General features: G+C 40.7%; 25 protein-coding genes, 1 pseudogene, 1 CRISPR repeat array and 1 other annotated feature. Of the genes and pseudogenes, 5 read left to right on the top strand and 21 right to left on the bottom strand.

Annotated elements, in window-relative coordinates; all coding sequences use genetic code 11:
- From pyrH to I6G42_RS05780, 13 genes are all read right to left on the bottom strand, one after another.
- Window positions 1-738 carry a UMP kinase gene (pyrH, locus tag I6G42_RS05840; RefSeq protein WP_000002990.1) on the bottom strand — a complete coding sequence of 246 codons (738 nt, stop codon included), beginning with the start codon at window positions 736-738 and terminating at the stop codon, window positions 1-3.
- 83 nt (window positions 739-821) lie between these two features.
- Window positions 822-2,156, bottom strand: coding sequence for a methylenetetrahydrofolate--tRNA-(uracil(54)-C(5))-methyltransferase (FADH(2)-oxidizing) TrmFO (gene trmFO / locus I6G42_RS05835; RefSeq protein ID WP_038805071.1), 1,335 nt, complete (start codon window positions 2,154-2,156; stop codon window positions 822-824).
- 178 nt (window positions 2,157-2,334) lie between these two features.
- Entirely contained in the window at window positions 2,335-3,258 is a 924-nt protein-coding gene (locus I6G42_RS05830) for a hypothetical protein (RefSeq protein WP_038805642.1), read from the bottom strand.
- Between the two features lie 99 nt (window positions 3,259-3,357).
- A complete protein-coding gene (gene rsmI, locus I6G42_RS05825; protein ID WP_038805069.1) occupies window positions 3,358-4,227 on the bottom strand; it encodes a 16S rRNA (cytidine(1402)-2'-O)-methyltransferase in 870 nt (289 codons plus the stop codon).
- 2 nt (window positions 4,228-4,229) lie between these two features.
- Window positions 4,230-4,547 carry a DNA replication initiation control protein YabA gene (gene yabA, locus I6G42_RS05820; RefSeq protein WP_000358229.1) on the bottom strand — a complete coding sequence of 106 codons (318 nt, stop codon included), beginning with the start codon at window positions 4,545-4,547 and terminating at the stop codon, window positions 4,230-4,232.
- 36 nt (window positions 4,548-4,583) lie between these two features.
- Window positions 4,584-5,474: a DNA polymerase III subunit delta' gene (locus I6G42_RS05815; RefSeq protein WP_038805068.1), complete on the bottom strand. Its 891-nt coding sequence runs from the start codon at window positions 5,472-5,474 to the stop codon at window positions 4,584-4,586.
- Complete coding sequence (gene tmk, locus I6G42_RS05810) at window positions 5,471-6,109, bottom strand: dTMP kinase (protein WP_038805066.1); 639 nt, start codon at window positions 6,107-6,109, stop codon at window positions 5,471-5,473. The genes I6G42_RS05815 and tmk overlap by 4 nt, the downstream gene beginning before the upstream one ends.
- Window positions 6,110-6,229: 120 nt before the next feature.
- Window positions 6,230-7,027, bottom strand: coding sequence for a pyrroline-5-carboxylate reductase (gene proC / locus I6G42_RS05805; protein ID WP_038805064.1), 798 nt, complete (start codon window positions 7,025-7,027; stop codon window positions 6,230-6,232).
- 3 nt (window positions 7,028-7,030) lie between these two features.
- Entirely contained in the window at window positions 7,031-8,293 is a 1,263-nt protein-coding gene (locus I6G42_RS05800; protein WP_038805063.1) for a glutamate-5-semialdehyde dehydrogenase, read from the bottom strand.
- Between the two features lie 9 nt (window positions 8,294-8,302).
- Entirely contained in the window at window positions 8,303-9,412 is a 1,110-nt protein-coding gene (proB, locus tag I6G42_RS05795; RefSeq protein WP_038805062.1) for a glutamate 5-kinase, read from the bottom strand.
- A gap of 100 nt (window positions 9,413-9,512) precedes the next feature.
- Window positions 9,513-10,412: an RluA family pseudouridine synthase gene (locus tag I6G42_RS05790; RefSeq protein WP_038805061.1), complete on the bottom strand. Its 900-nt coding sequence runs from the start codon at window positions 10,410-10,412 to the stop codon at window positions 9,513-9,515.
- On the bottom strand, window positions 10,396-10,863 hold the full coding sequence (lspA, locus tag I6G42_RS05785; RefSeq protein ID WP_000745683.1) for a signal peptidase II: 468 nt from the start codon (window positions 10,861-10,863) through the stop codon (window positions 10,396-10,398). Before lspA ends, I6G42_RS05790 begins: the two co-directional genes overlap by 17 nt.
- Entirely contained in the window at window positions 10,860-11,768 is a 909-nt protein-coding gene (locus tag I6G42_RS05780) for a LysR family transcriptional regulator (RefSeq protein ID WP_001025717.1), read from the bottom strand. The genes lspA and I6G42_RS05780 overlap by 4 nt, the downstream gene beginning before the upstream one ends.
- Between I6G42_RS05780 and I6G42_RS05775 the strand changes: the two are divergent.
- Window positions 11,761-11,836 (top strand): annotated as a pseudogene (locus I6G42_RS05775) (AraC family transcriptional regulator); the annotation flags it as partial. The gene I6G42_RS05780 and the pseudogene I6G42_RS05775 sit on opposite strands and share 8 nt — an antisense overlap.
- Window positions 11,837-12,001: 165 nt before the next feature.
- Here the strand turns inward: I6G42_RS05775 and rpmA are convergent.
- From rpmA to I6G42_RS05755, 4 genes are all read right to left on the bottom strand, one after another.
- Window positions 12,002-12,295: a 50S ribosomal protein L27 gene (gene rpmA, locus I6G42_RS05770; protein ID WP_000916509.1), complete on the bottom strand. Its 294-nt coding sequence runs from the start codon at window positions 12,293-12,295 to the stop codon at window positions 12,002-12,004.
- Between the two features lie 16 nt (window positions 12,296-12,311).
- Window positions 12,312-12,656 carry a ribosomal-processing cysteine protease Prp gene (locus I6G42_RS05765; protein WP_000613704.1) on the bottom strand — a complete coding sequence of 115 codons (345 nt, stop codon included), beginning with the start codon at window positions 12,654-12,656 and terminating at the stop codon, window positions 12,312-12,314.
- Between the two features lie 15 nt (window positions 12,657-12,671).
- Window positions 12,672-12,986, bottom strand: a complete 315-nt coding sequence (gene rplU, locus I6G42_RS05760) for a 50S ribosomal protein L21 (protein WP_000109137.1) — start codon at window positions 12,984-12,986, stop codon at window positions 12,672-12,674.
- A 34-nt stretch (window positions 12,987-13,020) separates the two neighbouring features.
- Window positions 13,021-13,109, bottom strand: a sequence feature (ribosomal protein L21 leader region).
- 54 nt (window positions 13,110-13,163) lie between these two features.
- The gene (locus I6G42_RS05755; RefSeq protein ID WP_002879917.1) at window positions 13,164-13,859 is read right to left on the bottom strand and encodes a YoaK family protein; all 696 of its coding nucleotides are present in this window, start codon (window positions 13,857-13,859) and stop codon (window positions 13,164-13,166) included.
- A gap of 155 nt (window positions 13,860-14,014) precedes the next feature.
- Between I6G42_RS05755 and I6G42_RS05750 the strand changes: the two genes are divergently transcribed.
- Both I6G42_RS05750 and I6G42_RS05745 read left to right on the top strand, forming a co-directional pair.
- On the top strand, window positions 14,015-14,992 hold the full coding sequence (locus I6G42_RS05750) for a Gfo/Idh/MocA family protein (RefSeq protein WP_038805060.1): 978 nt from the start codon (window positions 14,015-14,017) through the stop codon (window positions 14,990-14,992).
- The gene (locus tag I6G42_RS05745; RefSeq protein ID WP_038805059.1) at window positions 14,989-16,071 is read left to right on the top strand and encodes a DEAD/DEAH box helicase; all 1,083 of its coding nucleotides are present in this window, start codon (window positions 14,989-14,991) and stop codon (window positions 16,069-16,071) included. The genes I6G42_RS05750 and I6G42_RS05745 overlap by 4 nt, the downstream gene beginning before the upstream one ends.
- A 24-nt stretch (window positions 16,072-16,095) precedes the next feature.
- Here the strand turns inward: I6G42_RS05745 and I6G42_RS05740 are convergent, their stop codons facing one another.
- Window positions 16,096-16,473: a DUF1934 domain-containing protein gene (locus tag I6G42_RS05740; protein ID WP_142358405.1), complete on the bottom strand. Its 378-nt coding sequence runs from the start codon at window positions 16,471-16,473 to the stop codon at window positions 16,096-16,098.
- A 71-nt stretch (window positions 16,474-16,544) separates the two neighbouring features.
- On the opposite strand from I6G42_RS05740, the gene I6G42_RS05735 reads away from it, so the two are divergent.
- Window positions 16,545-17,852, top strand: coding sequence for an HD domain-containing protein (locus I6G42_RS05735; protein WP_038805056.1), 1,308 nt, complete (start codon window positions 16,545-16,547; stop codon window positions 17,850-17,852).
- A 9-nt stretch (window positions 17,853-17,861) separates the two neighbouring features.
- Entirely contained in the window at window positions 17,862-18,668 is an 807-nt protein-coding gene (gene yidA / locus I6G42_RS05730; RefSeq protein WP_038805055.1) for a sugar-phosphatase, read from the top strand.
- 89 nt (window positions 18,669-18,757) lie between these two features.
- Window positions 18,758-21,431: direct repeats of the CRISPR family, unit length 36 nt; unit sequence GTTGTACAGTTACTTAAATCTTGAGAGTACAAAAAC.
- Window positions 21,432-21,501: 70 nt separating this feature from the next.
- Here the strand turns inward: yidA and csn2-St are convergent.
- From csn2-St to cas1, 3 genes are read right to left on the bottom strand one after another with little or no spacing between them, the layout of a single operon-like run.
- Complete coding sequence (csn2-St, locus tag I6G42_RS05725) at window positions 21,502-22,545, bottom strand: CRISPR-associated protein Csn2-St (protein ID WP_038805054.1); 1,044 nt, start codon at window positions 22,543-22,545, stop codon at window positions 21,502-21,504.
- Window positions 22,542-22,865, bottom strand: coding sequence for a CRISPR-associated endonuclease Cas2 (gene cas2, locus I6G42_RS05720; protein WP_001268300.1), 324 nt, complete (start codon window positions 22,863-22,865; stop codon window positions 22,542-22,544). The genes csn2-St and cas2 overlap by 4 nt, the downstream gene beginning before the upstream one ends.
- A 4-nt stretch (window positions 22,866-22,869) precedes the next feature.
- On the bottom strand, window positions 22,870-23,778 hold the full coding sequence (cas1, locus tag I6G42_RS05715; protein ID WP_038805053.1) for a type II CRISPR-associated endonuclease Cas1: 909 nt from the start codon (window positions 23,776-23,778) through the stop codon (window positions 22,870-22,872).
- Window positions 23,779-23,901 lie beyond the last annotated feature (123 nt).

Below are 23,901 nucleotides of genomic sequence, written 5' to 3'. Positions count from 1 at the left end.
TTATTCCTTTTCTTCGATATTGTTTGAAACTGTTGTTCCGATATTTTCACCAAATACGACACGTTTGATGTTGCCTGGTTGGTTCATGTTAAAGACAACCAAGTCAATGTCGTTATCCATAGAGAGGGTTGAAGCTGTTGAGTCCATGATACGAAGACCTTTGTTGATAACGTCACGGTGGGTCAATTCTTCAAACTTAACGGCAGTCTTGTCTTTCTTAGGATCGGCATTGTAAACACCATCTACGCCATTTTTAGCCATAAGAATGGCATCCGCTTCGATTTCAGCTGCACGAAGGGCTGCTGTTGTATCTGTTGAGAAGTAAGGTGAACCAATTCCAGCACCAAAGATAACGATGCGGCCTTTTTCTAGATGACGAAGGGCACGTCCACGTACGTAAGGTTCTGCCACTTGTTGCATAGAGATAGCCGTTTGCACACGTGTATCGACGCCAACTTGCTGCAATGAATCTGCCATCACAAGAGCATTCATCACGGTCCCAAGCATTCCAGTGTAATCTGCCTGAACGCGGTCCATTCCTGCTTCTGCTGCAGGTTCTCCACGCCAGAGATTTCCTCCACCAATAACAAGGGCAATTTCGATACCTAAGCTATGAACTTCTTGAATCTCTTTTGCGATTTTTTGAACTGTCTGGATATCAATCCCTACGCCACGTTCACCGGCAAGGGCTTCACCTGATAACTTGATTAAAATACGTTTATACTTGGGGTTAGCCATTTTTACTCTCCTTTTTTTATCCTACCTATTTTATCACAATTTCTAAGATTTTTATAGTATCATGAGCAATTCTTTCAAAAAAATTAGACCGTTAAAAATTCCTCTAAGTCGGTAAGGGCACGCTCTGCAATTTTTTCATAACGAGCCTTCTTATCACGGATACGCTCGCCTTCTAACTCCTTGATAATCCCGAAATTGACGTTCATCGGTTGGAAATGCTTGCTGTCAGCATGGGCGATGTAATGAGCCAGACTTCCAATCGCTGTTGTCTCTGGGAAGATAGCTTCTCCTTCTCCCTTAAAAAGACGAGCCGCGTTAATACCTGCAACCAAGCCTGAAGCTGCTGACTCAACATAGCCTTCCACACCCGTCATTTGACCAGCAAAGAAGAGGTTGGGCTGTTTCTTAGAACGATAGGTTTGCTCAAGAAGATTTGGTGAATCCATGTAAGAATTGCGGTGCATGACACCATAACGAACAAACTCAGCATTTTCAAGACCCGGAATCATTTGGAAGACACGCTTTTGTTCTCCCCATTTGAGGTGGGTTTGGAAACCGACGATATTGTAGAGGCTACCAGCCGCATTATCCTGACGAAGCTGGACAACAGCATACGGTGTTTTGAACTCCCCATCGCGAGGTCCTGTGTAGTCGTCTGGATACTCCAAACCGACTGGCTTCATCGGACCATAAAGCATGGTTTTAATACCACGTTTGGCCATGACTTCGATAGGCATACATCCTTCAAAGTATTTTTCTTTTTCAAAAGAATTCAGCGGTGCTTCTTCCGCATTGACCAAGGCTTCATGGAAATCCATAAATTCTTGTTTGGTCATGGGAGCGTTGAGATAGGCTGCTTCTCCCTTATCATAACGAGACTTGAGATAGACCTTACTCATATCAATAGTGTTAACATCGATAATTGGCGCCGCCGCGTCGTAGAAATAGAAACCATCACCGTCATTAAGGGCATGAATCTTCTCAGCCAAGGCATCGCTAGTCAAAGGACCTGTAGCGACCACAGTAATAACGTCAGTTGGCAATTCTGTAATTTCATCACGAACCACTTCAATCAGGGGATGATTGGCTACTTTTTCGGTCACCATTTGAGAGAAACCATCGCGGTCCACCGCCAGGGCTCCGCCTGCAGGAACACGGGTAGCTTCAGCAGATTCCAATATGACAGAACCCAAGCGACGCATTTCTTCCTTGAGGAGTCCAACGGCATTTGTCAAAGCATCCCCACGTAAGGAATTGGAACAAACCAATTCAGCAAAATTGTCTGTTTTGTGCTGAGGAGTTGACTTGACACCACGCATTTCATAGAGTTTAACTGGAATACCACGTTCTGCGATTTGGTAAGCTGCTTCAGAACCTGCCAAGCCAGCACCGATAACATTGATATAAGATTGAGACACGACACTAATACCTCTTTGGGTGGAACCTAAGTTCATATCAAAACAAGCTACTAGACTGTTTGACACCCACAAATCTTTCTAAATTTATACTTGGTCCATTATACCAAAAAGCTAAGTAAAAAGACAGACAGGAGAATTCCTGAATGTCTTTCATAAACTAATGTTTATTGAAGCTGAATTATTTAAAATCATACCAGTTTAGTTTGCTTCCATATTTTATAGTAAAACGTACTTCTGTATTCTTAGGTAGTTTATCGCTTTGAAGTATTTGTTCAAGTAAGTATTGAAAATCAGATTCTGTCCAATTGTCAATATCTTCATTAGTCAATTGAAGATTTTGTCTTCGTACCTGTTCTATATCAATGTCTATCTCAATACTAAAGGTTGAACGATTATCAGCAACTCTTTTTAAAAGTAGATCTCGATTACGAACAAGCGTCTCTTCATCAAGATTGTTGACTCTACTTGAGTCTAGGTCCTCAATTAAGGGAGTGAGTTCTTCTACATCCGTCTTCAAAATGGCCTCTCTTTTATCTCTCTCTTCAAGACGGGTTTTGGGGTTGCCACTATATTCTTCTTTTGGAACCAAAGAATAATAGGAGTCAAATGAGTCCAATTCAATTGAATTTTTAATATAAAGATTCCTAATCACATCATCGCTTAAATATGTTGAAGTCAAGCTACCACTTTGAAGTAATATATTATAAGCTTCCTTAAGTCGGTCATAGTTGTCATCACCAGAAACATACTCCATTTCTAAACGGTAGACTGTTTTCTTAGAAAAACCAAAGAATTTTTTCTTTTCAACTTCTTTAAGCCTCGAATTGTATTTAAGGACTGGAGTGCTCTCAACATAATCTTTTTCAAAATCCACATAGACATCAACAAATTTCGTATTTCCTTCAACGTAAAACGGAGATCCATAATATCCAAATGCATCAGCTGTCGAGTATCCTTCTGCTTCTAGTCCTGCAGCTTCTACTACGGAACGAATGTTTGAAATAGCTATTTTAGCTAAATCACGATCGACTCTGTTGTTACATGCAGATAACATAAATAATGTGAGAATAGGAAACAGTAAACCAATTACCTTCTTAATCATTTTGCTTTTCATTTCCCCTCCAAATAAGCATTCGTAGTAAAATACTTATGATTGCTATATTCACTTCGGGAGGAAGGCAAACTTCCCTGTTTAGTCATTTTATTGATTTTCTTCCCAGTCGTGGTAGGCAGCGTAGAGCTGGCTTTTATTCCACTGGTAGAGTTTCGCAACTTCCTTAATGGCTTGATTTTTCTTCATGCCTTCTTGGATACGGGCTTGAATTTCTAAAAACAAGTCTTCCTCGTCCTTTTCCTCCACATCCTGACTGGCACCTTCAACTATGAGAAGGCATTCGCCTTTGAGTGGCGTTTCAGCGAGGCTTTCTAGCAATTCAGAGATCTTTCCTCGTTGATATTCTTCATAGATTTTAGTCAATTCCCTGACCAAGACTACCGAGCGGTCACCGTAGACTTCTAGCATATTTTCCAATGTATCTGCCACACGGTGGGGGGATTCATAGAAAATCTGAGTTTCTGGGTAATCTTTTTTTAAGTCGAAAAATTGCTTTTGCTGTCCTGATTTTCTAGGTAAGAAACCGTAAAAGATATGTGGTTGTGGTGCTAGGCCACTAGCAATTAAGGCAGAAATCCCTGCAGAAGCACCTGGAACTGTCACTACTGCAATATCTTCCTCAATAGCTGCCTTGACCAAATCATGACCAGGATCCGAGATGCTAGGCAGACCCGCATCAGAAACCTGAGCAATACTTTGCCCCGCTTTCAAGAACTCAATCAAATCAGGAATTTTTTCCTTGGCATTGTGCTCATGAAAACTAATCTGCTTGGTGGAAATGTCAAAATGCTTGAGCAAAAGGCCTGTATTGCGCGTGTCCTCAGCCGCAATCCAGTCCACCTCTTTCAAAGTCTGGATAGCACGAAAGGTCATATCGTCTAGATTGCCAATCGGCGTTGCCACTAGATAAAGCTTGCCATAGGAAGATTGCCCCTTAAAACTTTTTTGAATCTGCATGCTCACTCCCTGTATAACAACTCATCACAGAACATACATTCCTCGTCCTGCTCTCGACGTTGTCCATAAAAATCATTACATACGTGAAACCCGTCTTTATAGATCCGACGGACGCTTTCACGAACATGCTTGGCTTTGACGGGTGTATCTGCTTCCACCTCGCCCAAGCGTTCGCGCAATTTACTATTTTCCAAGCGAAGAGCTGTATTTTCCTCTACTAGGCTCTTGAGATTTTTCTTGATGGCTTCTACATCAGCCAAGGTCACCAGTAACTGTTGGGAAAAATCGTCTAGTGCATCAAATAATTCTTTTTTGTCCATAAACCAGCCCTTTCCTTTCTTTATCCTTCATTGAGTTTATATTTCTTTCAAGACCAGATATTCCATGGCATTTTGAAAGCTGACATTAGCCTGCCACATTTTTCTAGCTTCTAGCAAATCTTGTAAAATCACTCTTACTCTTGCTTGCAAGAGGTTCTGTCCACAGAGCACTTCGAGGATTCGTAAAACCTGATCTTGTTTTTCCTTATCATCAGCCAAGTTGGCTAATTTAGCAACCTGAAGATAACTCTCTTTTTTCTTGGCTAATAACCATGTCAGCAGGCGTTCACTTTCATCCACCAAGGTCCAAAAACTAGCTTGATTTGCCAACTTTTCTGCTTCAGCTCGCGATTGACAAAACTGGGCTAAAAGAGTCGCTTTTTTCTTGACCAGTCCCATTTGTTCTAGGAGCAAGATGAGTTTTTCTTCCTGCTTTTTAAAGTGGAAAATCTGGGTACGACTTCGGATAGTCGGTAATATCTTTTCCTCATCGCTGGTCAAGAAGAAAATATAAACCTCACTCTGGGGTTCTTCGATGACCTTGAGCAGAGAATTGGCTGCGTTGGGATGCATTTTCTCCGCCTGCTCGATAACAAAAACCTGTTGTTGACTTTCAATCCCTGCTTGGGAAAACTGACCCACCAATTCTCGAATCCGTTCTGTCTTAATGACCTGATTGACTGGCTTGATTAAAGTAACATCGGGAAATTCTTCCTGTTCAATCAGCTTGCAGTTTCGGCATTTCTCGCATGGTAAAACGCCTACCTTATCCGTACAAAAGAGGCTCTTAGCCAAAAACTGCGCCATTTCCAAGCTTCCAAAGAAACCTGAAAAGAGATAAGCATGATTGAGCTGGTCTTGTTCTAGGATACGTACAAAACGATCAAACTGGTCTGGCTGCCAAGCCTTTAGTTGATCTTGTTTCATTTATCCAAGCCCATTCTGTCAAATAAGACAGCCTTGGTCGTTTCCACAACTTGCTCCAAAGGAAGACTCGCATCAATCTTGACAATGCGATTTCCTTCTTTGTCCAGAAGAGAAAGATAGCCTTGACGAACTTTTTGATGCAAGTCCAAACCTTCCAAGTCCAAACGATTGACCTCCCGATCACTATTAGCAGCAATACGAGCCAATCCTTCTTCCACCTCGATGTCAAAATAGAGTGTCAAATCGGGTTTAAGTCCATCTGTCGCAAAGTGATTGAGCCAATCAATGGCATCAATGTCCAAGCCACGGCCAAATCCCTGATAAGCAACGGAACTATCGATGAAGCGGTCCATAATGACCAACTTACCAGCTTCAAGGGCTGGGAGAACTTTTTCCACTAAGTGCTGTCTGCGACTTGCGATATAGAGAAGGAGTTCCGTTTTAGGATCCATCTGAGTATGACTTGGATCCAAAATCACTTGACGAATCTTCTCCCCAATCAAGACTCCACCTGGCTCACGGGTCGTCAACACTTCTACTCCTTTTTCCTCTAAAATTGGGAGTAGAGCCTCTAAAACACTGGTCTTCCCTGCTCCCTCTGGTCCCTCAAGAGAGACTAAAAATCCTTTTGACATGTCTAACTCATTTCTTTTTTTCTACCTTCTATTCTATCAAAAAAATAGGTTTTTGTGACAATCTTTTTGTGTCTTCTCCATTCAATCGACCATAAAAGAGGCTGGGAGTCATCCAACCTCTTATTTACCTAGTTCTTGTGTTCGTTTGTAAGATTGATGAACTGCGTCCATGACTGTTCCTCTAAAGGCATGTTCCTCCAGACTTGCTACACCAGCGATAGTCGAACCTCCTGGGCTACAAACTTGATCTTTCAAAACTCCAGGATGTTGCTGGCTTTCGAGAACCATTTGTCCAGCGCCAACAACTGTTTGGGCTGCCATTTTCAAGGCCGTTTCTCTTGACAATCCTGTCTGAACACCTGCATCTGCCAAAGCCTCGATAAAGAGATAGACAAAAGCTGGTCCACAACCTGCGAGACCTGTTGCTGCATCGATTAAGCCATCTCCCAGCTCAACCAAGAGACCAGCCTTGGCTAATAATTGACAAAAGAGTTCACCGTCCTCGGCACGACAGTTTGCTGATAAAGCATAACTAATCACTCCTTGGCCGATAGCCACTGGAGTATTGGGCATGATGCGAATGATTCGGTGGTGACTCGGTAAAAATTTGGCTAGTTTTTCCAAAGTCAATCCAGCCGCCATGGAAATCAAAAGAAGACTCTCTCGTTTTTCAAGAATGGTCTGATATTGAGAAAGCAGTTCAGAAAACTGAGCAGGCTTAACTCCTAGAAAAATCACATCTGCTTCTGCAAAAATTTCTTCATTACTGGAAGCCTGGCCACCGAAATTAGTGATGAAAGCATCTACTTTTGCTTGACTACGATTGGCAAGGAGAATCTGAGCACCCGTCTTGGCCTGCAAAACAGCCTTAGCCAAGCTAGAACCCATATTTCCCAAACCGATAAATCCAATCTTCATCTCTTACTCCCTTATCTGTCCGTCACCAGTAACCACATACTTGTAGCTGGTCAACTCTTTCAAGCCCATAGGCCCACGCGCATGCAGTTTCTGAGTAGAAATTCCCATCTCACATCCAAGACCAAATTGGCCACCATCAGTGAAACGCGTTGAGGCATTGACATAAATCGCGGCAGAGTCCACTTGCTCTGTAAAGAAAGCCGCAGCTTCAGCATTTTCCGTCACAATGGCATCCGAATGATGGGTACTGTGGGCTTCAATATGCGCAACCGCTTCTTCTAAACTGCTCACAACCTTAACCGCTAGGATATAATCTAAAAACTCAGTGTCAAAGTCTTGGGCCTCAGCTGCTCGACCTGAAACAAACTGACTTGCTGTGCTATCCAAACGAAATTGAATTGGTTCCAGTCCAGCTTCCTTACGCTCTGAAACCAGAACTTGTTCCAAGCGAGGAAAGAAGCTTGCTGCCTTGTCTTCATGAACCAGCAAGACCTCCATAGCATTGCAGACAGAAGGACGGCTAGTTTTAGCATTGTTGATGATAGACAGAGCCTTGTCTTCATCTGCATCCTTATCCACATAGACATGGACAATCCCAGTTCCTGTCTCGATAACAGGTACGATAGCATTTTCAACCACAGCATTAATCAAGCCAGCTCCTCCACGAGGAATGAGAAGATCTAGATAGCCCTTGGCCTTCATCATGGCATAGCTACTTTCACGGCTAGTATCTTCCACTAGTTGAATCACGTCTGGATGAATGGTAGTCGTCTCCAAGCCCTTCTTCAAGGCTGTGACAATAGCATGAGCTGTTTGGTAGGCGTCCTTACCACTACGAAGAACGACCGCATTGCCACTCTTAAGAGCCAAAGCAGCTGCATCAGACGTCACATTTGGACGGCTTTCGTAGATAATACCAATAACCCCCATGGCCACACGCTTCTTAGTAATAACCAAGCCATTATCAAGATGACTTGTTTCTAGGACTTCACCAATAGGATCTGGTAAAGCAACCACTTCACGAATCCCTCTTGCCATCGCTTCTATACGTCCCGCATCCAAATAAAGACGGTCTAGCATAACATCTGTGATTTTCCCTTTGGCCGCTTCCATATCGAGGGCATTGGCTGCTAAAATCTCCTTAGTAGCTGCCAATAAATGATCAGCCATGGCTAGCAAGGCTTGGTTTTTCACTGCTTCACTGGCAGTATTGATTGATTTCTTAACAGCCTGTACCTGTTCAAATTGTTCTTGTGTACTTACCATCGTTCACCTCTAAAATTCTGTAAAGAGCAACTGGATTTCAGGAGTGATTGAAATCCAGTCATCTCGGTGAATCAAGACTCCCTTAGCTTTTTGAGAACGGAGCATATCTTCCAAGGCTGAGACGCCAAATTGGACACGTCCCTTTCCAAGAGATTGACCTGTTTCTTTATCTGCTACTGTAACAATATCGTGGTAAGAGAAATTTCCTTCCACTTCTACCACACCCGATAAAAGGAGACTTTTTCCGTTTTTTGAAAGGGCTTCTGCAGCTCCACCATCTACCCAAATCGTTCCCTGACTTTGAGCATAGAAAGCCAGCCATTGTTTCTGAGTACGGAGGCCCTTCTCTTGCGCAACAAAGAAGGATCCATCCTTGGTCTCTTCCGCTGCCTCAATCAAGGCATCTGATTTCATGGACGAGCAGATATAGACTGGCACCCCCGACTCCGTCGCGATCGTAGCCGCCTTGATCTTAGTCAACATCCCACCGGTCCCATTAGATGAACCTGCTCCACCAGCCATATCAATAATCTCACGATTGATGGTCTCGATTTTCTCAAGACGTTTAGCTCTTGGATCTGAGTTGGGATTGCCAGTATAGAGACCATCTACATCTGTCAAGAGAACCAAAAGGTCTGCCTGCACCATAGCCGCTACCTGAGCACTCAGAGTATCATTGTCCCCAACCTTGAGCTCATCAATAACGACACTGTCATTCTCGTTGATGATAGGAATGGCACCACGATGAAGCAATACAGACAAAGCCTGATGGGCGTTCTTATAACGACGTTTATCTACAAAATCATCCTGTGTCAGCAAAATTTGCGCGGAGACGATTTGGCGCATGAGGAGGTTGGTTGTGTATTCTTCTAGGAGCAAACCTTGTCCTACTGCAGCCGAAGCCTGCTTATCTGCAATCTTAGTTGGACGTTTTTTAAAACCCAAAGCTCCAAACCCTGCCGCTACTGCCCCAGAAGAAACCAAAATCAACTCATGCCCAGCTTCATGCAACATAGCTAATTGTTGGGTAATTGCCTTTACTTTACTTCTTGATAAACTTCCGTCTTCATTTGTTAAGGACGAGGTCCCCACCTTAAAGACGATTCGTTTGTACTTCATATTCTCACTCCGATTCTTCATATTTATCCATTATAACATGAATGCTTTAAAATAGAAAAGACTTGAAATAAAAAAGGTTGAGACAGGCATCTCAACTCTTTTATCTATTCTCAGTTTTACGCAATCTTTCCAGCGTTTCTTTAAAAATATCTGGAATATCTGCCGTGAATTCCATGGTTTCACCTGTTTTCGGATGGGTAAATCCTAGAGTTTTAGCATGGAGAAATTGTCCATGTCCTTTCAAGGTCTTTCGAGGACCATAGACCTCATCCCCAGCGACTGGATGGCCAATATAAGCCATGTGCACACGAATTTGGTGGGTACGCCCTGTCTCCAGTTGCAACTCTAACAAACTATAATCACCAAAGCGTTCCAAGACGTGAAAGCGCGTCACTGCTGGCTTGCCCTTGGCAGTCACAGCCTGTTTCTTACGGTCTTTTTCACTCCGACCAATTGGCGCTTCAATCACACCACGATCATTTGGTAGATTGCCGTGAACAATCGCCCAGTATTTGCGCAGAGACTTTTTGTCCTTGAGTTCTTGGGCAAGCGCCAAGTGGGCCTCATCATTTTTAGCAATCATAAGGAGACCAGACGTGTCCTTATCAATGCGGTGAACGATACCCGGTCGAAGAACACCATTGATACCTGACAAGTCCTTGATATGGTACATGAGGGCATTGACCAAGGTTCCACTGGTATGACCGGCGCTGGGATGAACCACCATCCCTTGAGGTTTGTTGACGACGGCAACGTCCTCATCTTGGTAGATGATTTCGAGAGGAAGATCCTCAGCCACATACTCTAAAACCTCTGGTTCTGGCACATGGTAGGTGACGATATCCCCCTCTTGGACAGTGTATTTGGCTTTCTTGGCTTGCCCATTAACCAAAACTTGTCCAGCCTTGATTTGTTCATTCGCGAGACTGCGTGACAATTCTGTCAAGTCCGACAGAGCCTTGTCTAGACGTTGCCCACCAGTTTCAATTTTTATTTCCATTTACTTCCTCTTTAAGCATTGCAATCAATAAAACAATCACACCAACTGTCAAATAGCTGTCAGCAACATTGAAAATCGCAAAGTTGATAAAGTCTAGGTGAAACATATCCACCACAAAACCTTGACTCATTCTGTCGATAAAGTTGCCCAGACCTCCCGCGATTATCAAGGTCAGTCCAAAAACCAACCAGAGAGAATCCTCCATGTGTTTATGTAGATACCAAATGGCACCTACCATGACGACCAGTGTAATGACAGCAAATAACCACTGCTGATCTTGCAGCATGGAGAAGGCTGCCCCACGATTTTGCAGGTAGGTCAAGCTAACAAGATTGGGGATCCACGAACGCACTTCACCCAGTGGAATCTGCTGGACAACATAATTTTTGACCAACTGATCCAGCCCAATCAAAAGCAGTACAATGACTGCTACTATTCCTCTTTTTTTCATGATTTCCTCTTTTGATCAAAATATTCTTGCATAACCTCAACGAAAAGAGTCCCAGCTTGGCTAAGCTCCACCTCTTCCCGTTTGACGTAGACCATGCGATTATCTAGATTATCCTTGAGACGAATGACTGTGATGCCATTAACACTGTCACTATCTAAAAATCCAGATCCAGTCGCATAGGCATCTGTCCGCTCCAAAATACCATTCAAAGTAGCACGGTCGGTCACATTGAACATCTGCGAGCTCGCGCTGGTGTCGACAAAGTTCTCTGAATAGTATAGATACTCATCCTTTTCCTGAGTAAACCGAACCGTTGGTAAATCCGCTAGGTCCTCCATGACCAATTCCTCTTTCTGTGCTAAAGGATGCCCTTCACGAAGATAAATGTGAGTCTGGAAAGGAATTAGTTCAATAACTTCTAAACCAAGCTTTTCAACCCGTTGCATGATGCCCTTTTTATTTTGATTGTTGAGGTAGATAATCCCAATCTCACTATGTCCTTGAGCCACTTCGTCTAAAATTTGAACTGTGGTAGACTCAAAAATACGAAAGTTCTTGTAGTCAGGATAACGTTCCGAAAAGGCCGTAATCGTTGGTGGCAAGAAGTCATAGTGCTGGCTGGCAATGGAAAATTCATCCTTTTCTTCCTCAGGATTGGCATATTGATTTTGAAAAACATCAAATCCTTTGACCAATTCCTGCGCTTTCTCATAAAATTCCATACCACGACGGGTCAAAAAAGTCCCCGAACTCGTCCGACGGAAAATCTTAAAACCCAGCTCTTTTTCCAAATCGCGCACAGAAATAGACAGACTTGGCTGACTAACATACATCTTTTCAGCAGCTTCACGGAAAGTACCACTATTGGCAATGGCCACAACATAGCGTAATTGTTGAATGTTCATCTTTTACCCCCAACTTCTCTATCTGTTCATTATACCATATTTCAGAACTTTTCCAAAAAAGAAAAAAGTGTCCATCGCAAGTTTAAATCTAACTATTCTCTATCAAATTCAAAATGTGTATCAAAACAAAAAAATAGGCTCTCCGAAAACTCGGAAAGCCTTATTTTATGCTACTTCTAGCTTCCTCGCCTTTTCATTTCAAGGCTCGGGATAAAAAGGTTCACTGGACCTTTTTATTTAGCGATTGGGTAAACAGAAACTTGTTTTTTATCGCGACCTTTACGTTCAAAGCGTACTACGCCTTCAACTTTAGCGAACAAAGTATCGTCTCCACCACGTCCAACGTTTACACCTGGATAGATGTGTGTACCACGTTGACGGTAAAGGATTGATCCACCTGTTACAGTTTGTCCGTCAGCTGCTTTAGCTCCAAGACGTTTTGCTTGTGAATCGCGTCCGTTTGATGTAGAACCTCCACCTTTTTTGTGGGCGAAAAGTTGCAAGTTGTTAAGAGTCATTTTTAACATAATGTTTTCCTCCGTGTTAGTTTTCTGTGATAACTCTGGTTTGGACGAACTCAGAAGAGTTCTCCGATAAGTTTGCCATACCTAAGAAAAATGATTCGAAGAATAACTGCGTCATTTCTCTCTGGTGTGAAGGAAGATCCGCTGGTATATCAACCTTTAGATAGCCACCTTCATCTTCGTTTAATTCTAAGATTGGTTCGTAGCCTGCAAATTTCTCAATGGAATTGACAAAGTTAATGGCAAGCGTAGAAACCGATGCACACACGACATCTAAGCCGTATTCGCCACTTTCGGCGTGTCCAGTAATTTCCGCACTCCTCAGCTCGCCATCTTCGGCTCTCTCAAAGACTGCTTGTATCATGTGTTCTCCTTAAAATTAAGCGTTGATTGCGTTGATGACAACTTTTGTATATGGTTGACGGTGACCTTGTTTACGGTGGCTACCTTTTTTAGGTTTGTACTTGTAAGTAACAACTTTCTTTTGTTTTCCTTGTTTTTCAACAGTTCCAACTACAGTAGCTCCAGCAACAAGTGGAGTTCCGACAACAGTGTTTTCACCACCAACAAGAACAACTTCGTTAAAAGTAACTTCTTGACCAGCTTCAACGTTCAATTTTTCAACGTAGATTGCTTGACCAACTTCAACTTTAACTTGTTTTCCGCCAGTTTTGATAATTGCGTATGTGCTCATTATGCACCTCCTATGATTTTTAGGGTTTCCCCGTATTTTTGTGAAGACTCGCCTAGCATCGTGGGACGAACCACTTTATACTCACTATGTGAGCAAACGATGTTCGTGCGGTTGCACAGGACTGTGCATAGTCAACTCTTCAAGTATAGCATATCTTCTTTTTTCTTACAAGCGAAATCAATCAAATTTAAGCTTTTTCTTTCCTTTTTTTCTCCAAGAAGCAAAAAGCATACTGAAGTAAAAGATACTCATCATAAGAGGAACACCTAGAATTGTCTTCTCCTGATAATAAATCGTCAAATAAGCTGAAAAAACAACTCCGAAGACAAAACTGCTAAGCAAGCTAACAAAAATCAAGCCCTCTCGTAGGAAAGGCGTATGCTTGGTCCGGAAATAATCTCCAAAAGCCAACATGGTTCGTTTGATATTCCCTGTCATAAAAGCATTATTATAGGCAATACCTGACACTTCTCCAAAAGCAGTTGTCACCAGACCCATACAAAAGGCCAAGGGCGGTACGAGATAGATATTGTCAACCGTTTGCGGCACAAAGCCTATAATTAGGGATAAGACTGCAAGTGGAATCAAGGACAAAATCGGCTTTTTAACAATTCGTAGTTTTTCCTTATACAATGTCAGAAAAAAGACACCCATCATAAAGAAAAGCAAGGTCATTACTTTAGCACTAGCATCCGATACATTTTGTTGAATGAGTCCTACAGAGAGAAAAACCACATTCCCTGTTTGTCCAGCCACAAGGGTGTTCCCTCGCACGATAAAGGTATAGGCATCGACATACCCTGCACAAAAAGTCAAAAAAAGCGCTAGCCTCTTAGACTGACGTGATATTTTTCTTATTGGTAATAATCTCATCTTCTCCCCCTTCTCATTTCATCTACTTATCTAAATATTGTACCACTTTCTCCAAGAAATTCGTAGCCCATTTGAAAATTTTTACCATCTGTTGGATAGTCCTTCTTTTCTATGTTATAATGAAGGAAGGATTTGAAGTCGGAAAAGGAGTATTTATGCTTAAATTAGGTGTTATCGGAACAGGCGCTATCAGCCATCATTTCATAGAAGCATCCCATGCCAGTGGAGAATACCAGCTGGTTGCTGTCTACTCTAGAAAGTTAGAAACTGCGGCAACCTTTGCTTCCCGCTATCAGGATATCCAACTCTTTGATCAATTAGGAGACTTCTTTAAGTCTTCCTTTGATGTGGTCTATATCGCCAGTCCAAACTCCTTGCATTTTGTTCAAGCAAAGGCTGCCTTGTCTGCTGGCAAGCATGTCATTCTTGAAAAACCAGCTGTCACTCAGCCACAAGAGTGGCTGGATTTGAGACAGACAGCTGAGAAAAATAATTGTTTTATCTTTGAAGCAGCACGAAACTACCACGAGGAAGCTTTTACTACTATCAAAAACTTTTTAGCAGACAAGCAAGTGTTGGGAGCAGATTTCAACTATGCCAAGTATTCATCCAAGATGCCGAACTTGTTGGCTGGGCAGACGCCAAATGTCTTTTCAGACCGTTTTGCTGGTGGAGCCCTTATGGATTTGGGGATTTATCCCCTCTACGCTGCCATTCGCCTCTTTGGAAAAGCTCAGGACGCGACTTATCAGGCGCAACAACTTGACAATAGCATTGACTTAAATGGAGATGGTATCCTCTTCTACCCAGAATTTCAAGTTCACATCAAGGCTGGGAAAAACATCACTTCCAATCTTCCTTGTGAGATTTGCACAGCAGATGGAACCTTGACCCTCAGCACGATTGAACATGTCCGCTCAGCTATTTTTACTAACCACCAAGGAAATCAAGTTCAACTCCCTATCCAACAAGCTCCCCATACGATGACTGAGGAAGTTGCTGCATTCGCACAGATGATCCAGCAACCAGACCAGACGCTCTACCAGAACTGGCTGGATGATGCAAGCTCTGTTCATGAGCTATTATATACCATGCGCCAGACTGCTGGCATTAGATTTGAGGCAGAAAAATGAAAACCAAACTACCCACTGATTGGCAAGAACTGAGCGATCAATTCGGTTTCCAAGAATTTACCCCCATTCAAACTCAACTATTTGAGCCCATTCTTACTGGAGAAAACCTCCTAGGAGTGAGCCCAACAGGAACTGGTAAGACGCTAGCTTATCTCTTACCTAGTCTTCTCAGACTACAAAAGAAAAAAGCCCAGCAACTCTTGATTCTAGCACCAAATACAGAACTAGCTGGACAGATTTTTGACGTATGTAAAACGTGGGCAGAGACTATCGGCTTGACTGCTCAGCTCTTCCTATCAGGCTCAAGTCAGAAACGCCAGATTGAACGCCTTAAAAAAGGACCAGAAATTCTGATTGGAACCCCTGGCCGTATATTTGAGTTGATTAAATTGAAAAAAATCAAGATGATGAATGTGGAAACCATCATCCTGGATGAATTTGACCAATTGCTCGATGATTCTCAGATTCACTTTGTCGAAAAAATCACTCACTATGCACCTCGTGACCACCAACTCATCTACATGAGTGCGACGACCAAGTTTGACCAAGAAAAGATTGCACCAAACACGCGCACTATTGATCTATCTGATCAAAAACTGGATAACATCCAACATTTCTACATGCAGGTAGACCAACGTCACCGAGTGGATATGCTACGAAAACTAGCTCATGTAGAGGATTTCCGTGGCCTGGTCTTCTTTAACAGCTTGTCAGACCTTGGAAGTGCGGAGGAAAAACTACAGTATCGCGATATCTTGGCTGTTTCCCTCGCCAGCGATGTCAATGTTAAATTTCGAAAAGTCATCTTAGAAAAGTTTAAAGACAAGCAACTAACCCTACTCCTTGCAACTGACCTTCTGGCTCGTGGGATTGATATCGATAGCCTAGAATGTGTCGTAAACTTTGATGTTCCTAGAGATATCGAAACCTACACTCACCGCGCTGGCCGTACAGGTCGCATGGGCAAAGAGGGCTATGTTATCACTCTCGTAACCCATCCTGAAGAACTTAAAAAACTCAAGAAGTTCGCTAGTGTGCGTGAAATTGTCCTAAAAAACCAAGAACTCTATATCAAATAAGGTTGGCATTCGCCAACCTTTTTCTTATCCCCAGGTAATTTCTAATTGATAGCTGGCAAAGGGGTGCCCCTCTTGGTTTTGCAGTTGATAGGCTAGTTCAATCTTTTGCCCATCCAGTTTATAGTGACTCGTTTGAATGATAAATTCCTGCATCCCCATTGGAGTCGGAATATAGGCTAAACTATCACTATCCTTTAGAAAACGCATAATTGTTTTCGGATTGGAAAAACGGGTCATCACCAGTTCTTGACTATGAAACTTGAGAACCACTTTCTCCTTTTCCTCATTGTAGAAAAGCAGATAGCTATAATCTCCCTTTTCACGCACTTCCACGTCATAGAGTTGGTCTATGACTTCCAACTGTTCATCAAACTGAATCCTATTTCGCATCCGAATCTTCACATCAGGTCCTCTTTCTTCTCTCTTGTCCTACTATTTTACCAAAAAGAGCAGGATTTTGCTATAATGGTCATATGAACGAAAAAGTATTCCGTGACCCAGTTCACAACTATATCCATGTAAACAATCAGGTCATCTATGACTTGATCAATACCAAAGAATTTCAACGTCTGCGTCGTATCAGACAGCTAGGGACTTCCAGCTATACCTTCCATGGTGGCGAGCACAGTCGCTTTTCCCACTGTTTGGGGGTCTATGAGATTGCTAGACGTATCACAGAGATTTTTGAAGAAAAGTATCCTGAAGAATGGGATCCTGCTGAGTCTCTCTTGACCATGACCGCTGCGCTCCTTCATGACCTCGGGCATGGTGCCTACTCGCATACTTTTGAACATCTCTTTGATACAGATCATGAGGCCATTACCCAGGAAATCATCCAAAGTCCTGAGACAGAGATTCACCAAGTCCTGCTACAAGTAGCGCCTGATTTCCCCAAAAAGGTTGCCAGCATCATTGACCATACCTATCCTAACAAGCAGGTCGTACAGCTCATTTCCAGTCAGATCGATGCGGACCGCATGGACTATCTCTTGCGCGACTCCTATTTTACAGGAGCATCATATGGGGAATTTGATCTGACTCGCATTCTCCGAGTCATTCGTCCAGTCGAAAATGGCATCGCCTTTCAGCGCAATGGCATGCACGCCATTGAAGACTACGTCCTCAGCCGTTACCAGATGTATATGCAGGTTTATTTCCACCCAGCAACACGGGCAATGGAAGTTCTCCTACAAAATCTCCTCAAACGTGCCAAGGAACTCTATCCTGAAGACAAGGACTTCTTTGCACGCACTTCTCCTCATTTGCTACCTTTTTTTGAAAAGAAAGTTACTCTATCTGATTATCTGGCTCTGGATGATGGTGTGATGAATACCTACTTCCAGCTTTGGATGACCAGTCCTGACAAAATTCTCGCAGACTTGTCGCAACGCTTTGTCAACCGCAAGGTCTTTAAATCCATCACCTTTTCTCAAGAGGACCAAGACCAACTCATAACCATGAGACAACTGGTTGAAGACATCGGCTTTGATCCCGACTACTACACTGCCATTCATAAGAACTTTGACCTTCCTTATGATATCTATCGCCCCGAATCTGAAAATCCGCGGACACAGATTGAAATTTTACAAAAGAATGGAGACCTGGTAGAACTCTCTAGCCTGTCTCCTATCGTCCAATCCCTTGCTGGCAGTCGCCATGGAGATAATCGTTTCTATTTCCCGAAAGAAATGTTGGACCAAAATAGCATCTTCGCAAGTATCACCCAGCAATTTTTACACTTGATTGAGAACGATCATTTTACCCCAAATAAGAACGAATAGAGGAAATATATGAGTATTAAACTAATCGCCGTCGATATCGATGGTACTCTGGTTAACAGTAAAAAGGAAATCACTCCTCAAGTCTTTTCTGCTATCCAAGATGCCAAACAAGCCGGTGTCAAAATCGTGATTGCAACGGGTCGTCCCATTGCAGGTGTTGCCAAACTTCTGGACGACTTGCAGTTGAGAGACGAGGGTGACTATGTAGTAACCTTCAACGGTGCCCTTGTCCAAGAAACTGCTACTGGCCATGAGATTATCAGCGAATCCTTGACCTATGAGGATTATCTAGATATGGAATTTCTCAGTCGCAAGCTTGGTGTCCACATGCACGCCATTACCAAGGACGGTATCTATACTGCCAATCGCAATATCGGAAAATACACGGTGCATGAATCAACCCTCGTCAACATGCCTATCTTTTACCGCACTCCTGAAGAAATGGATGGCAAGGAAATCGTCAAGTGTATGTTTATCGATGAACCAGCGATTCTCGATGCTGCGATTGAAAAAATCCCAGCAGAATTTTACGAACGCTACTCCATCAACAAATCTGCTCCTTTCTACCTTGAGCTCCTTAAAAAGAATGTAGACAAGGGTTCAGCCATCACTCACCTAGCTGAAAAACTCGGATTAACCAAAGATGAAACCATGGCGATCGGTGACGAAGAAAATGACCGCACCATGCTCGAAGTCGTTGGTAACCCAGTTGTTATGGAAAATGGAAATCCAAAACTCAAAAAAATTGCCAAATACATCACTAAAACAAATGACGAATCTGGCGTCGCCCATGCCATCCGTACGTGGGTATTGTAGCAAAAGGTAAGAATAGACGAAAACCGCTCAGCAGAGCGGTTTTTGTATGAATATATCACAATGAGAGTAAATCAATAAATTGAATTGCAGTTGTACAGTTACTTAAATCTTGAGAGTACAAAAACGTTCTAGAGATATTTTGGATGTTGCAAACGGTTGTACAGTTACTTAAATCTTGAGAGTACAAAAACAGAAAGAATTAGCTCAAAAGCTTGGAATTTGTTGTACAGTTACTTAAATCTTGAGAGTACAAAAACCAAGGTCTAATATACAATGAAGGTGAGGCTGTTGTACAGTTACTTAAATCTTGAGAGTACAAAAACCAAGACAAGTATGACTCTACTGTGAAGATTGTTGTACAGTTACTTAAATCTTGAGAGTACAAAAACAGATGATAAGAGTATACTACGTTTTAAGAAGTTGTACAGTTACTTAAATCTTGAGAGTACAAAAACAAATATCCTCAGTTTGGTCGCACAGAGCAAGTTGTACAGTTACTTAAATCTTGAGAGTACAAAAACTGGAGATGTCCACTTTGTTATATTTTATCTGTTGTACAGTTACTTAAATCTTGAGAGTACAAAAACTGCACTCTAGCCCATCCGCCTATCAGTGTAGTTGTACAGTTACTTAAATCTTGAGAGTACAAAAACTCCTACTAATTTTTAAATCAAAATAAAAAGTTGTACAGTTACTTAAATCTTGAGAGTACAAAAACCTGCTCTTAGCTTTAGCATAGCACGGACAGGTTGTACAGTTACTTAAATCTTGAGAGTACAAAAACTGCGTTTATCTACAAAGCCTTTGACCTTAGGTTGTACAGTTACTTAAATCTTGAGAGTACAAAAACGATTCAGAATATTTGGTATGCGAGGACCTAGTTGTACAGTTACTTAAATCTTGAGAGTACAAAAACTGGTGGTCAAGTCCGTCACCGTTGATGTGGGTTGTACAGTTACTTAAATCTTGAGAGTACAAAAACTCATTGAATGGTATCACAATAACTGGCAAAGTTGTACAGTTACTTAAATCTTGAGAGTACAAAAACCCAACGTATTCCGTCCATGCTAGGGAAATAGTTGTACAGTTACTTAAATCTTGAGAGTACAAAAACAGCTGGGTGCACATAGATTTCTTGAAGAGTGTTGTACAGTTACTTAAATCTTGAGAGTACAAAAACACGAAAACAACGCTTTGAAATCGCAATCAAGTTGTACAGTTACTTAAATCTTGAGAGTACAAAAACCAAAGTTCGGCGCCCTTTTTGAAGTCCTCTGTTGTACAGTTACTTAAATCTTGAGAGTACAAAAACTCAATATTTAAAATGATTGGTTGTGGATTTGTTGTACAGTTACTTAAATCTTGAGAGTACAAAAACGAATTTCTTGTTGCTGTTGGATAAGTTCAGGTTGTACAGTTACTTAAATCTTGAGAGTACAAAAACTGAAGATACAGTTATTTCTGGACGCGATAAGTTGTACAGTTACTTAAATCTTGAGAGTACAAAAACAAATCGAATTCCGTGAAACAACTAAAAAAGGTTGTACAGTTACTTAAATCTTGAGAGTACAAAAACTAAACAACAAACTTGGTAATGGCCCTGCTAGTTGTACAGTTACTTAAATCTTGAGAGTACAAAAACGTGGTTTAGAGATGTTGGTGCTGGTGAAAGTTGTACAGTTACTTAAATCTTGAGAGTACAAAAACAAATTGAATTATATGACATTTACGGGAATAGTTGTACAGTTACTTAAATCTTGAGAGTACAAAAACAAATGAGGAAGGCAACTGGCTTACGCTGGTGTTGTACAGTTACTTAAATCTTGAGAGTACAAAAACGTCGTCGCTTGCATGGTCTTCATAGTCAAGGTTGTACAGTTACTTAAATCTTGAGAGTACAAAAACACACTGAAACGAAACAATATCGATATCAAGGTTGTACAGTTACTTAAATCTTGAGAGTACAAAAACTGTCCTAGGTAGGTACTGAGGTTGGTATACGTTGTACAGTTACTTAAATCTTGAGAGTACAAAAACAAATTCAAATCAGGTATTAAAATTGTTTTAGTTGTACAGTTACTTAAATCTTGAGAGTACAAAAACTTGCCATAACAGCACCAGAACCACTCCAAAGTTGTACAGTTACTTAAATCTTGAGAGTACAAAAACAACTGTTCGGCTTTAATAATGACGTCAATTGTTGTACAGTTACTTAAATCTTGAGAGTACAAAAACTGTCCATGTTAAAGGCATTTGCAAGCAACAGTTGTACAGTTACTTAAATCTTGAGAGTACAAAAACCTGCATCGCAAACATAAACGCAATCAGCACGTTGTACAGTTACTTAAATCTTGAGAGTACAAAAACGTAGAGATGGTGTCGCTGGTAAGGATGGCGGTTGTACAGTTACTTAAATCTTGAGAGTACAAAAACGAAAAACTTTTCTGAACTAGCTTGAAACATGTTGTACAGTTACTTAAATCTTGAGAGTACAAAAACCGATGTACTGAGCTATATTCAGAGCTAGCGGTTGTACAGTTACTTAAATCTTGAGAGTACAAAAACTATGATTAAATTCTAAACTATAGATTGTTTGTTGTACAGTTACTTAAATCTTGAGAGTACAAAAACTACTTTCGACCTGCCCATTCAAGCGAGCGAGTTGTACAGTTACTTAAATCTTGAGAGTACAAAAACTCTGCAGTTGAAACACTGATTGTCTTGTCTGTTGTACAGTTACTTAAATCTTGAGAGTACAAAAACCTCAAATTCGTCAATTTTGATTTTTGTGCCCTCAAGAACATTATAAAGCCTTAAATCTCACTCGTCAATACTATTCTTCCAAATATTTCAATAACATTGGATTGACTGATTCAATACGGAATTTTGTTTTTATTTTGTACTGATACAAATTATTCAAAATTTTTAATGCTACTTGATCTTCTACAGATAAACTCATGTGGAGAATGTCCGAGCTAAATAAATAGGATCCAATTTTTCTTAAAGAGGTTAAAAATTCTTGTTCATCAGGTATTTGATTTATTGGATACTGATTGGTAAAGCGATCATACATAAATTCTAGAGAATAAAAATGATCAACATAATCGGAAACAATATTGATTTCCTCTAAAACTTCTTTCGATACATGAAGATAACCTTCATTGGAAGGAAATGAAACAATATATAATGAATCGCTATGATTAATCAAAAACTCCATTTTCTCGCAACATTCAACAAAATCATTATAGGATAGAAAATCATCCAAATTTCGTAAGACAAGCAAAAACTTTTCAGAACTGTTCGTCGCCATAACTTCTAACATGGAAAGAAATAATAAAAACTTTGTCTTATTGTCTACAAATTCAAATGAAATATTTTTATTATTTTTCCCAAAGTATGGTAAAAAATTCTTTTGAACCAATTGATCTGTATTAAAATATTTTGCTTCGGTATGATAGATAATATCATCTATTTGAAGATTCAACTTCTGATTCAATAGAAGTGAAATCCTATCTAGATTGTCATTGATATTTTCAATTTGCTCCATTATCTCTATAGAATTAATCTTTTTCTTTATATAATCATAGGCTACTGTTCCTTTTTTATATTCCATTTGTTCAATTAAATCATTGATATTGGACACTTGAATAACACTGAATTCTGACCGGGAAACCATTGTATCGTCTATTAGTATTTTAGGCTCATTTTGTTCAAATAGAACTAAATCTTCCTCACTATATTTTTTTCCTCCAAAATACCATAATAGTATCTGCCAAATATAGTATTTTAATTGCTGATCTTGACCTACAATTTGAGTAAATTGGCCAAAACTTAATGAAATATTATCCTTATACGGATGACTAATGTTCATTTTCATATAACTACCAACTTATTATCACTGACTACTTCTTCTTGCTTTGTTTTCCCACCTATAATCAAAACCATTTCAGAAAATTGTTTCTCAGTCACTGCTAGCAAACGGACATTCCCACTTGGTAAATTACTCTGACTTAATTTTTTATAGAATTTACTAGCAAAACTTCGATTCGGACAGGTTCTATAATAAACAGAAAACTGCAACATTTCAAAACCGTTTGCGATTAAGTCTTTCCGAAAATTACGATAGACTCTTTTTTCCTGATTTGTTTCCATTGGTAGATCAAAAAAACACAATAATCTCAATGCTTCATACCTCATTTCTTTAGCTCCATTCTATACTCGAAACCACCGGACAGTAAAATTTACTGGTATTCTTATCAGAGATACATTTCAAAAAACCTTTAACATACTTATCCATTGCTACTGTTACTGAACACGTTTCTTTCCCATAACGTATCTTTGCATTTAGTGTATCCGTTAATGCCAGTCGAAATTCGTATTTCAAATACTCTTCATCTCGTAAATTTTGATAAACCCAGACATCTATAATCTGCCGAAAAGGTTCCATTAGGTCATCAACCAAGTTAAATTGATTATATTCATTCTTATGGAAAATGCCAATCAAGGGATTCAAACCGTAACCAGCAATAATACGTGCCATCTGCGCTCTCATGATGGCATAACCATAATTTAGACCAGCATTGATGACGTCCGTTTCCTGTTGTGTAAGACGTACGAATTTCTTTCCAAATAATTCATTGAAATAAACTTTGGCAGCATGGCCTTCACGATTGGTTTTATCTCCATATTCAATATGATCTTTGTAGTCTGCTAATAATTGGATACAATCTATATTTTTCTCAAACATTGCAAGAACATCTTGTTGATTATTTATTTTAAAATAGGTCACTATTTGCCATAATTTGTCTTTTTGTTCCTGTGTCCACAATAATTGCTCCTGTAATTTTTTATAGGCTCTGAAATGGCCATTCTGTGAATGGTAAATTCCTGTAGGCAAGTGCTCATTATCACAGACAATTAAGGCAATATTATACTTACTTAAAGCACTTAATAATCTTAAAGTTACAACAGTCTCCCCTCCTTCTGCCACAATTATCGAAATATCACTCAGTGGGATAACATAGTCTTGACCCATTTTCTTAATTAAAAGGTTATCCAACTTCAATTGCATTTTTTCACTCTGACAGACATGCACAATTCTCCAAGTCATCGTATTTTCCTCTTTCACAAAACGAAAACACCCAGCCATAATTGACAGGGTGTTGAATTCGGCATGAAGCCTTATCTTTGTAGCTTCTGCAAGATTTAAGTAACTGTGCAAGGCGTCCCTTAC

Source organism: Streptococcus oralis (assembly GCF_016028255.1).
Taxonomy (GTDB): Bacteria; Bacillota; Bacilli; order Lactobacillales; family Streptococcaceae; genus Streptococcus; species Streptococcus oralis_AC.
The sequence above is the reverse complement of the archived record's forward strand: the minus strand, read 5'-3'. Positions and strand labels throughout refer to the sequence as shown.

Bases quoted from the DNA above. Each gene is read 5' to 3' on its own strand.
- rplU (WP_000109137.1), bottom strand. From the start codon at position 12,986: ATGAGCACATACGCAATTATCAAAACTGGCGGAAAACAAGTTAAAGTT.
- I6G42_RS05815 (WP_038805068.1), bottom strand. From the start codon at position 5,474: ATGAAACAAGATCAACTAAAGGCTTGGCAGCCAGACCAGTTTGATCGT.
- proB (WP_038805062.1), bottom strand. From the start codon at position 9,412: ATGAAGTACAAACGAATCGTCTTTAAGGTGGGGACCTCGTCCTTAACA.
- I6G42_RS05745 (WP_038805059.1), top strand. From the start codon at position 14,989: ATGAAAACCAAACTACCCACTGATTGGCAAGAACTGAGCGATCAATTC.
- rsmI (WP_038805069.1), bottom strand. From the start codon at position 4,227: ATGCAGATTCAAAAAAGTTTTAAGGGGCAATCTTCCTATGGCAAGCTT.
- I6G42_RS05780 (WP_001025717.1), bottom strand. From the start codon at position 11,768: ATGAACATTCAACAATTACGCTATGTTGTGGCCATTGCCAATAGTGGT.
- I6G42_RS05765 (WP_000613704.1), bottom strand. From the start codon at position 12,656: ATGATACAAGCAGTCTTTGAGAGAGCCGAAGATGGCGAGCTGAGGAGT.
- tmk (WP_038805066.1), bottom strand. From the start codon at position 6,109: ATGTCAAAAGGATTTTTAGTCTCTCTTGAGGGACCAGAGGGAGCAGGG.
- I6G42_RS05755 (WP_002879917.1), bottom strand. From the start codon at position 13,859: ATGAGATTATTACCAATAAGAAAAATATCACGTCAGTCTAAGAGGCTA.
- cas2 (WP_001268300.1), bottom strand. From the start codon at position 22,865: ATGAGGTATGAAGCATTGAGATTATTGTGTTTTTTTGATCTACCAATG.
- I6G42_RS05790 (WP_038805061.1), bottom strand. From the start codon at position 10,412: ATGGAAATAAAAATTGAAACTGGTGGGCAACGTCTAGACAAGGCTCTG.
- rpmA (WP_000916509.1), bottom strand. From the start codon at position 12,295: ATGTTAAAAATGACTCTTAACAACTTGCAACTTTTCGCCCACAAAAAA.
- I6G42_RS05750 (WP_038805060.1), top strand. From the start codon at position 14,015: ATGCTTAAATTAGGTGTTATCGGAACAGGCGCTATCAGCCATCATTTC.
- yabA (WP_000358229.1), bottom strand. From the start codon at position 4,547: ATGGACAAAAAAGAATTATTTGATGCACTAGACGATTTTTCCCAACAG.
- cas1 (WP_038805053.1), bottom strand. From the start codon at position 23,778: ATGACTTGGAGAATTGTGCATGTCTGTCAGAGTGAAAAAATGCAATTG.
- I6G42_RS05735 (WP_038805056.1), top strand. From the start codon at position 16,545: ATGAACGAAAAAGTATTCCGTGACCCAGTTCACAACTATATCCATGTA.
- proC (WP_038805064.1), bottom strand. From the start codon at position 7,027: ATGAAGATTGGATTTATCGGTTTGGGAAATATGGGTTCTAGCTTGGCT.
- lspA (WP_000745683.1), bottom strand. From the start codon at position 10,863: ATGAAAAAAAGAGGAATAGTAGCAGTCATTGTACTGCTTTTGATTGGG.
- yidA (WP_038805055.1), top strand. From the start codon at position 17,862: ATGAGTATTAAACTAATCGCCGTCGATATCGATGGTACTCTGGTTAAC.
- csn2-St (WP_038805054.1), bottom strand. From the start codon at position 22,545: ATGAAAATGAACATTAGTCATCCGTATAAGGATAATATTTCATTAAGT.
- I6G42_RS05830 (WP_038805642.1), bottom strand. From the start codon at position 3,258: ATGATTAAGAAGGTAATTGGTTTACTGTTTCCTATTCTCACATTATTT.
- I6G42_RS05800 (WP_038805063.1), bottom strand. From the start codon at position 8,293: ATGGTAAGTACACAAGAACAATTTGAACAGGTACAGGCTGTTAAGAAA.
- pyrH (WP_000002990.1), bottom strand. From the start codon at position 738: ATGGCTAACCCCAAGTATAAACGTATTTTAATCAAGTTATCAGGTGAA.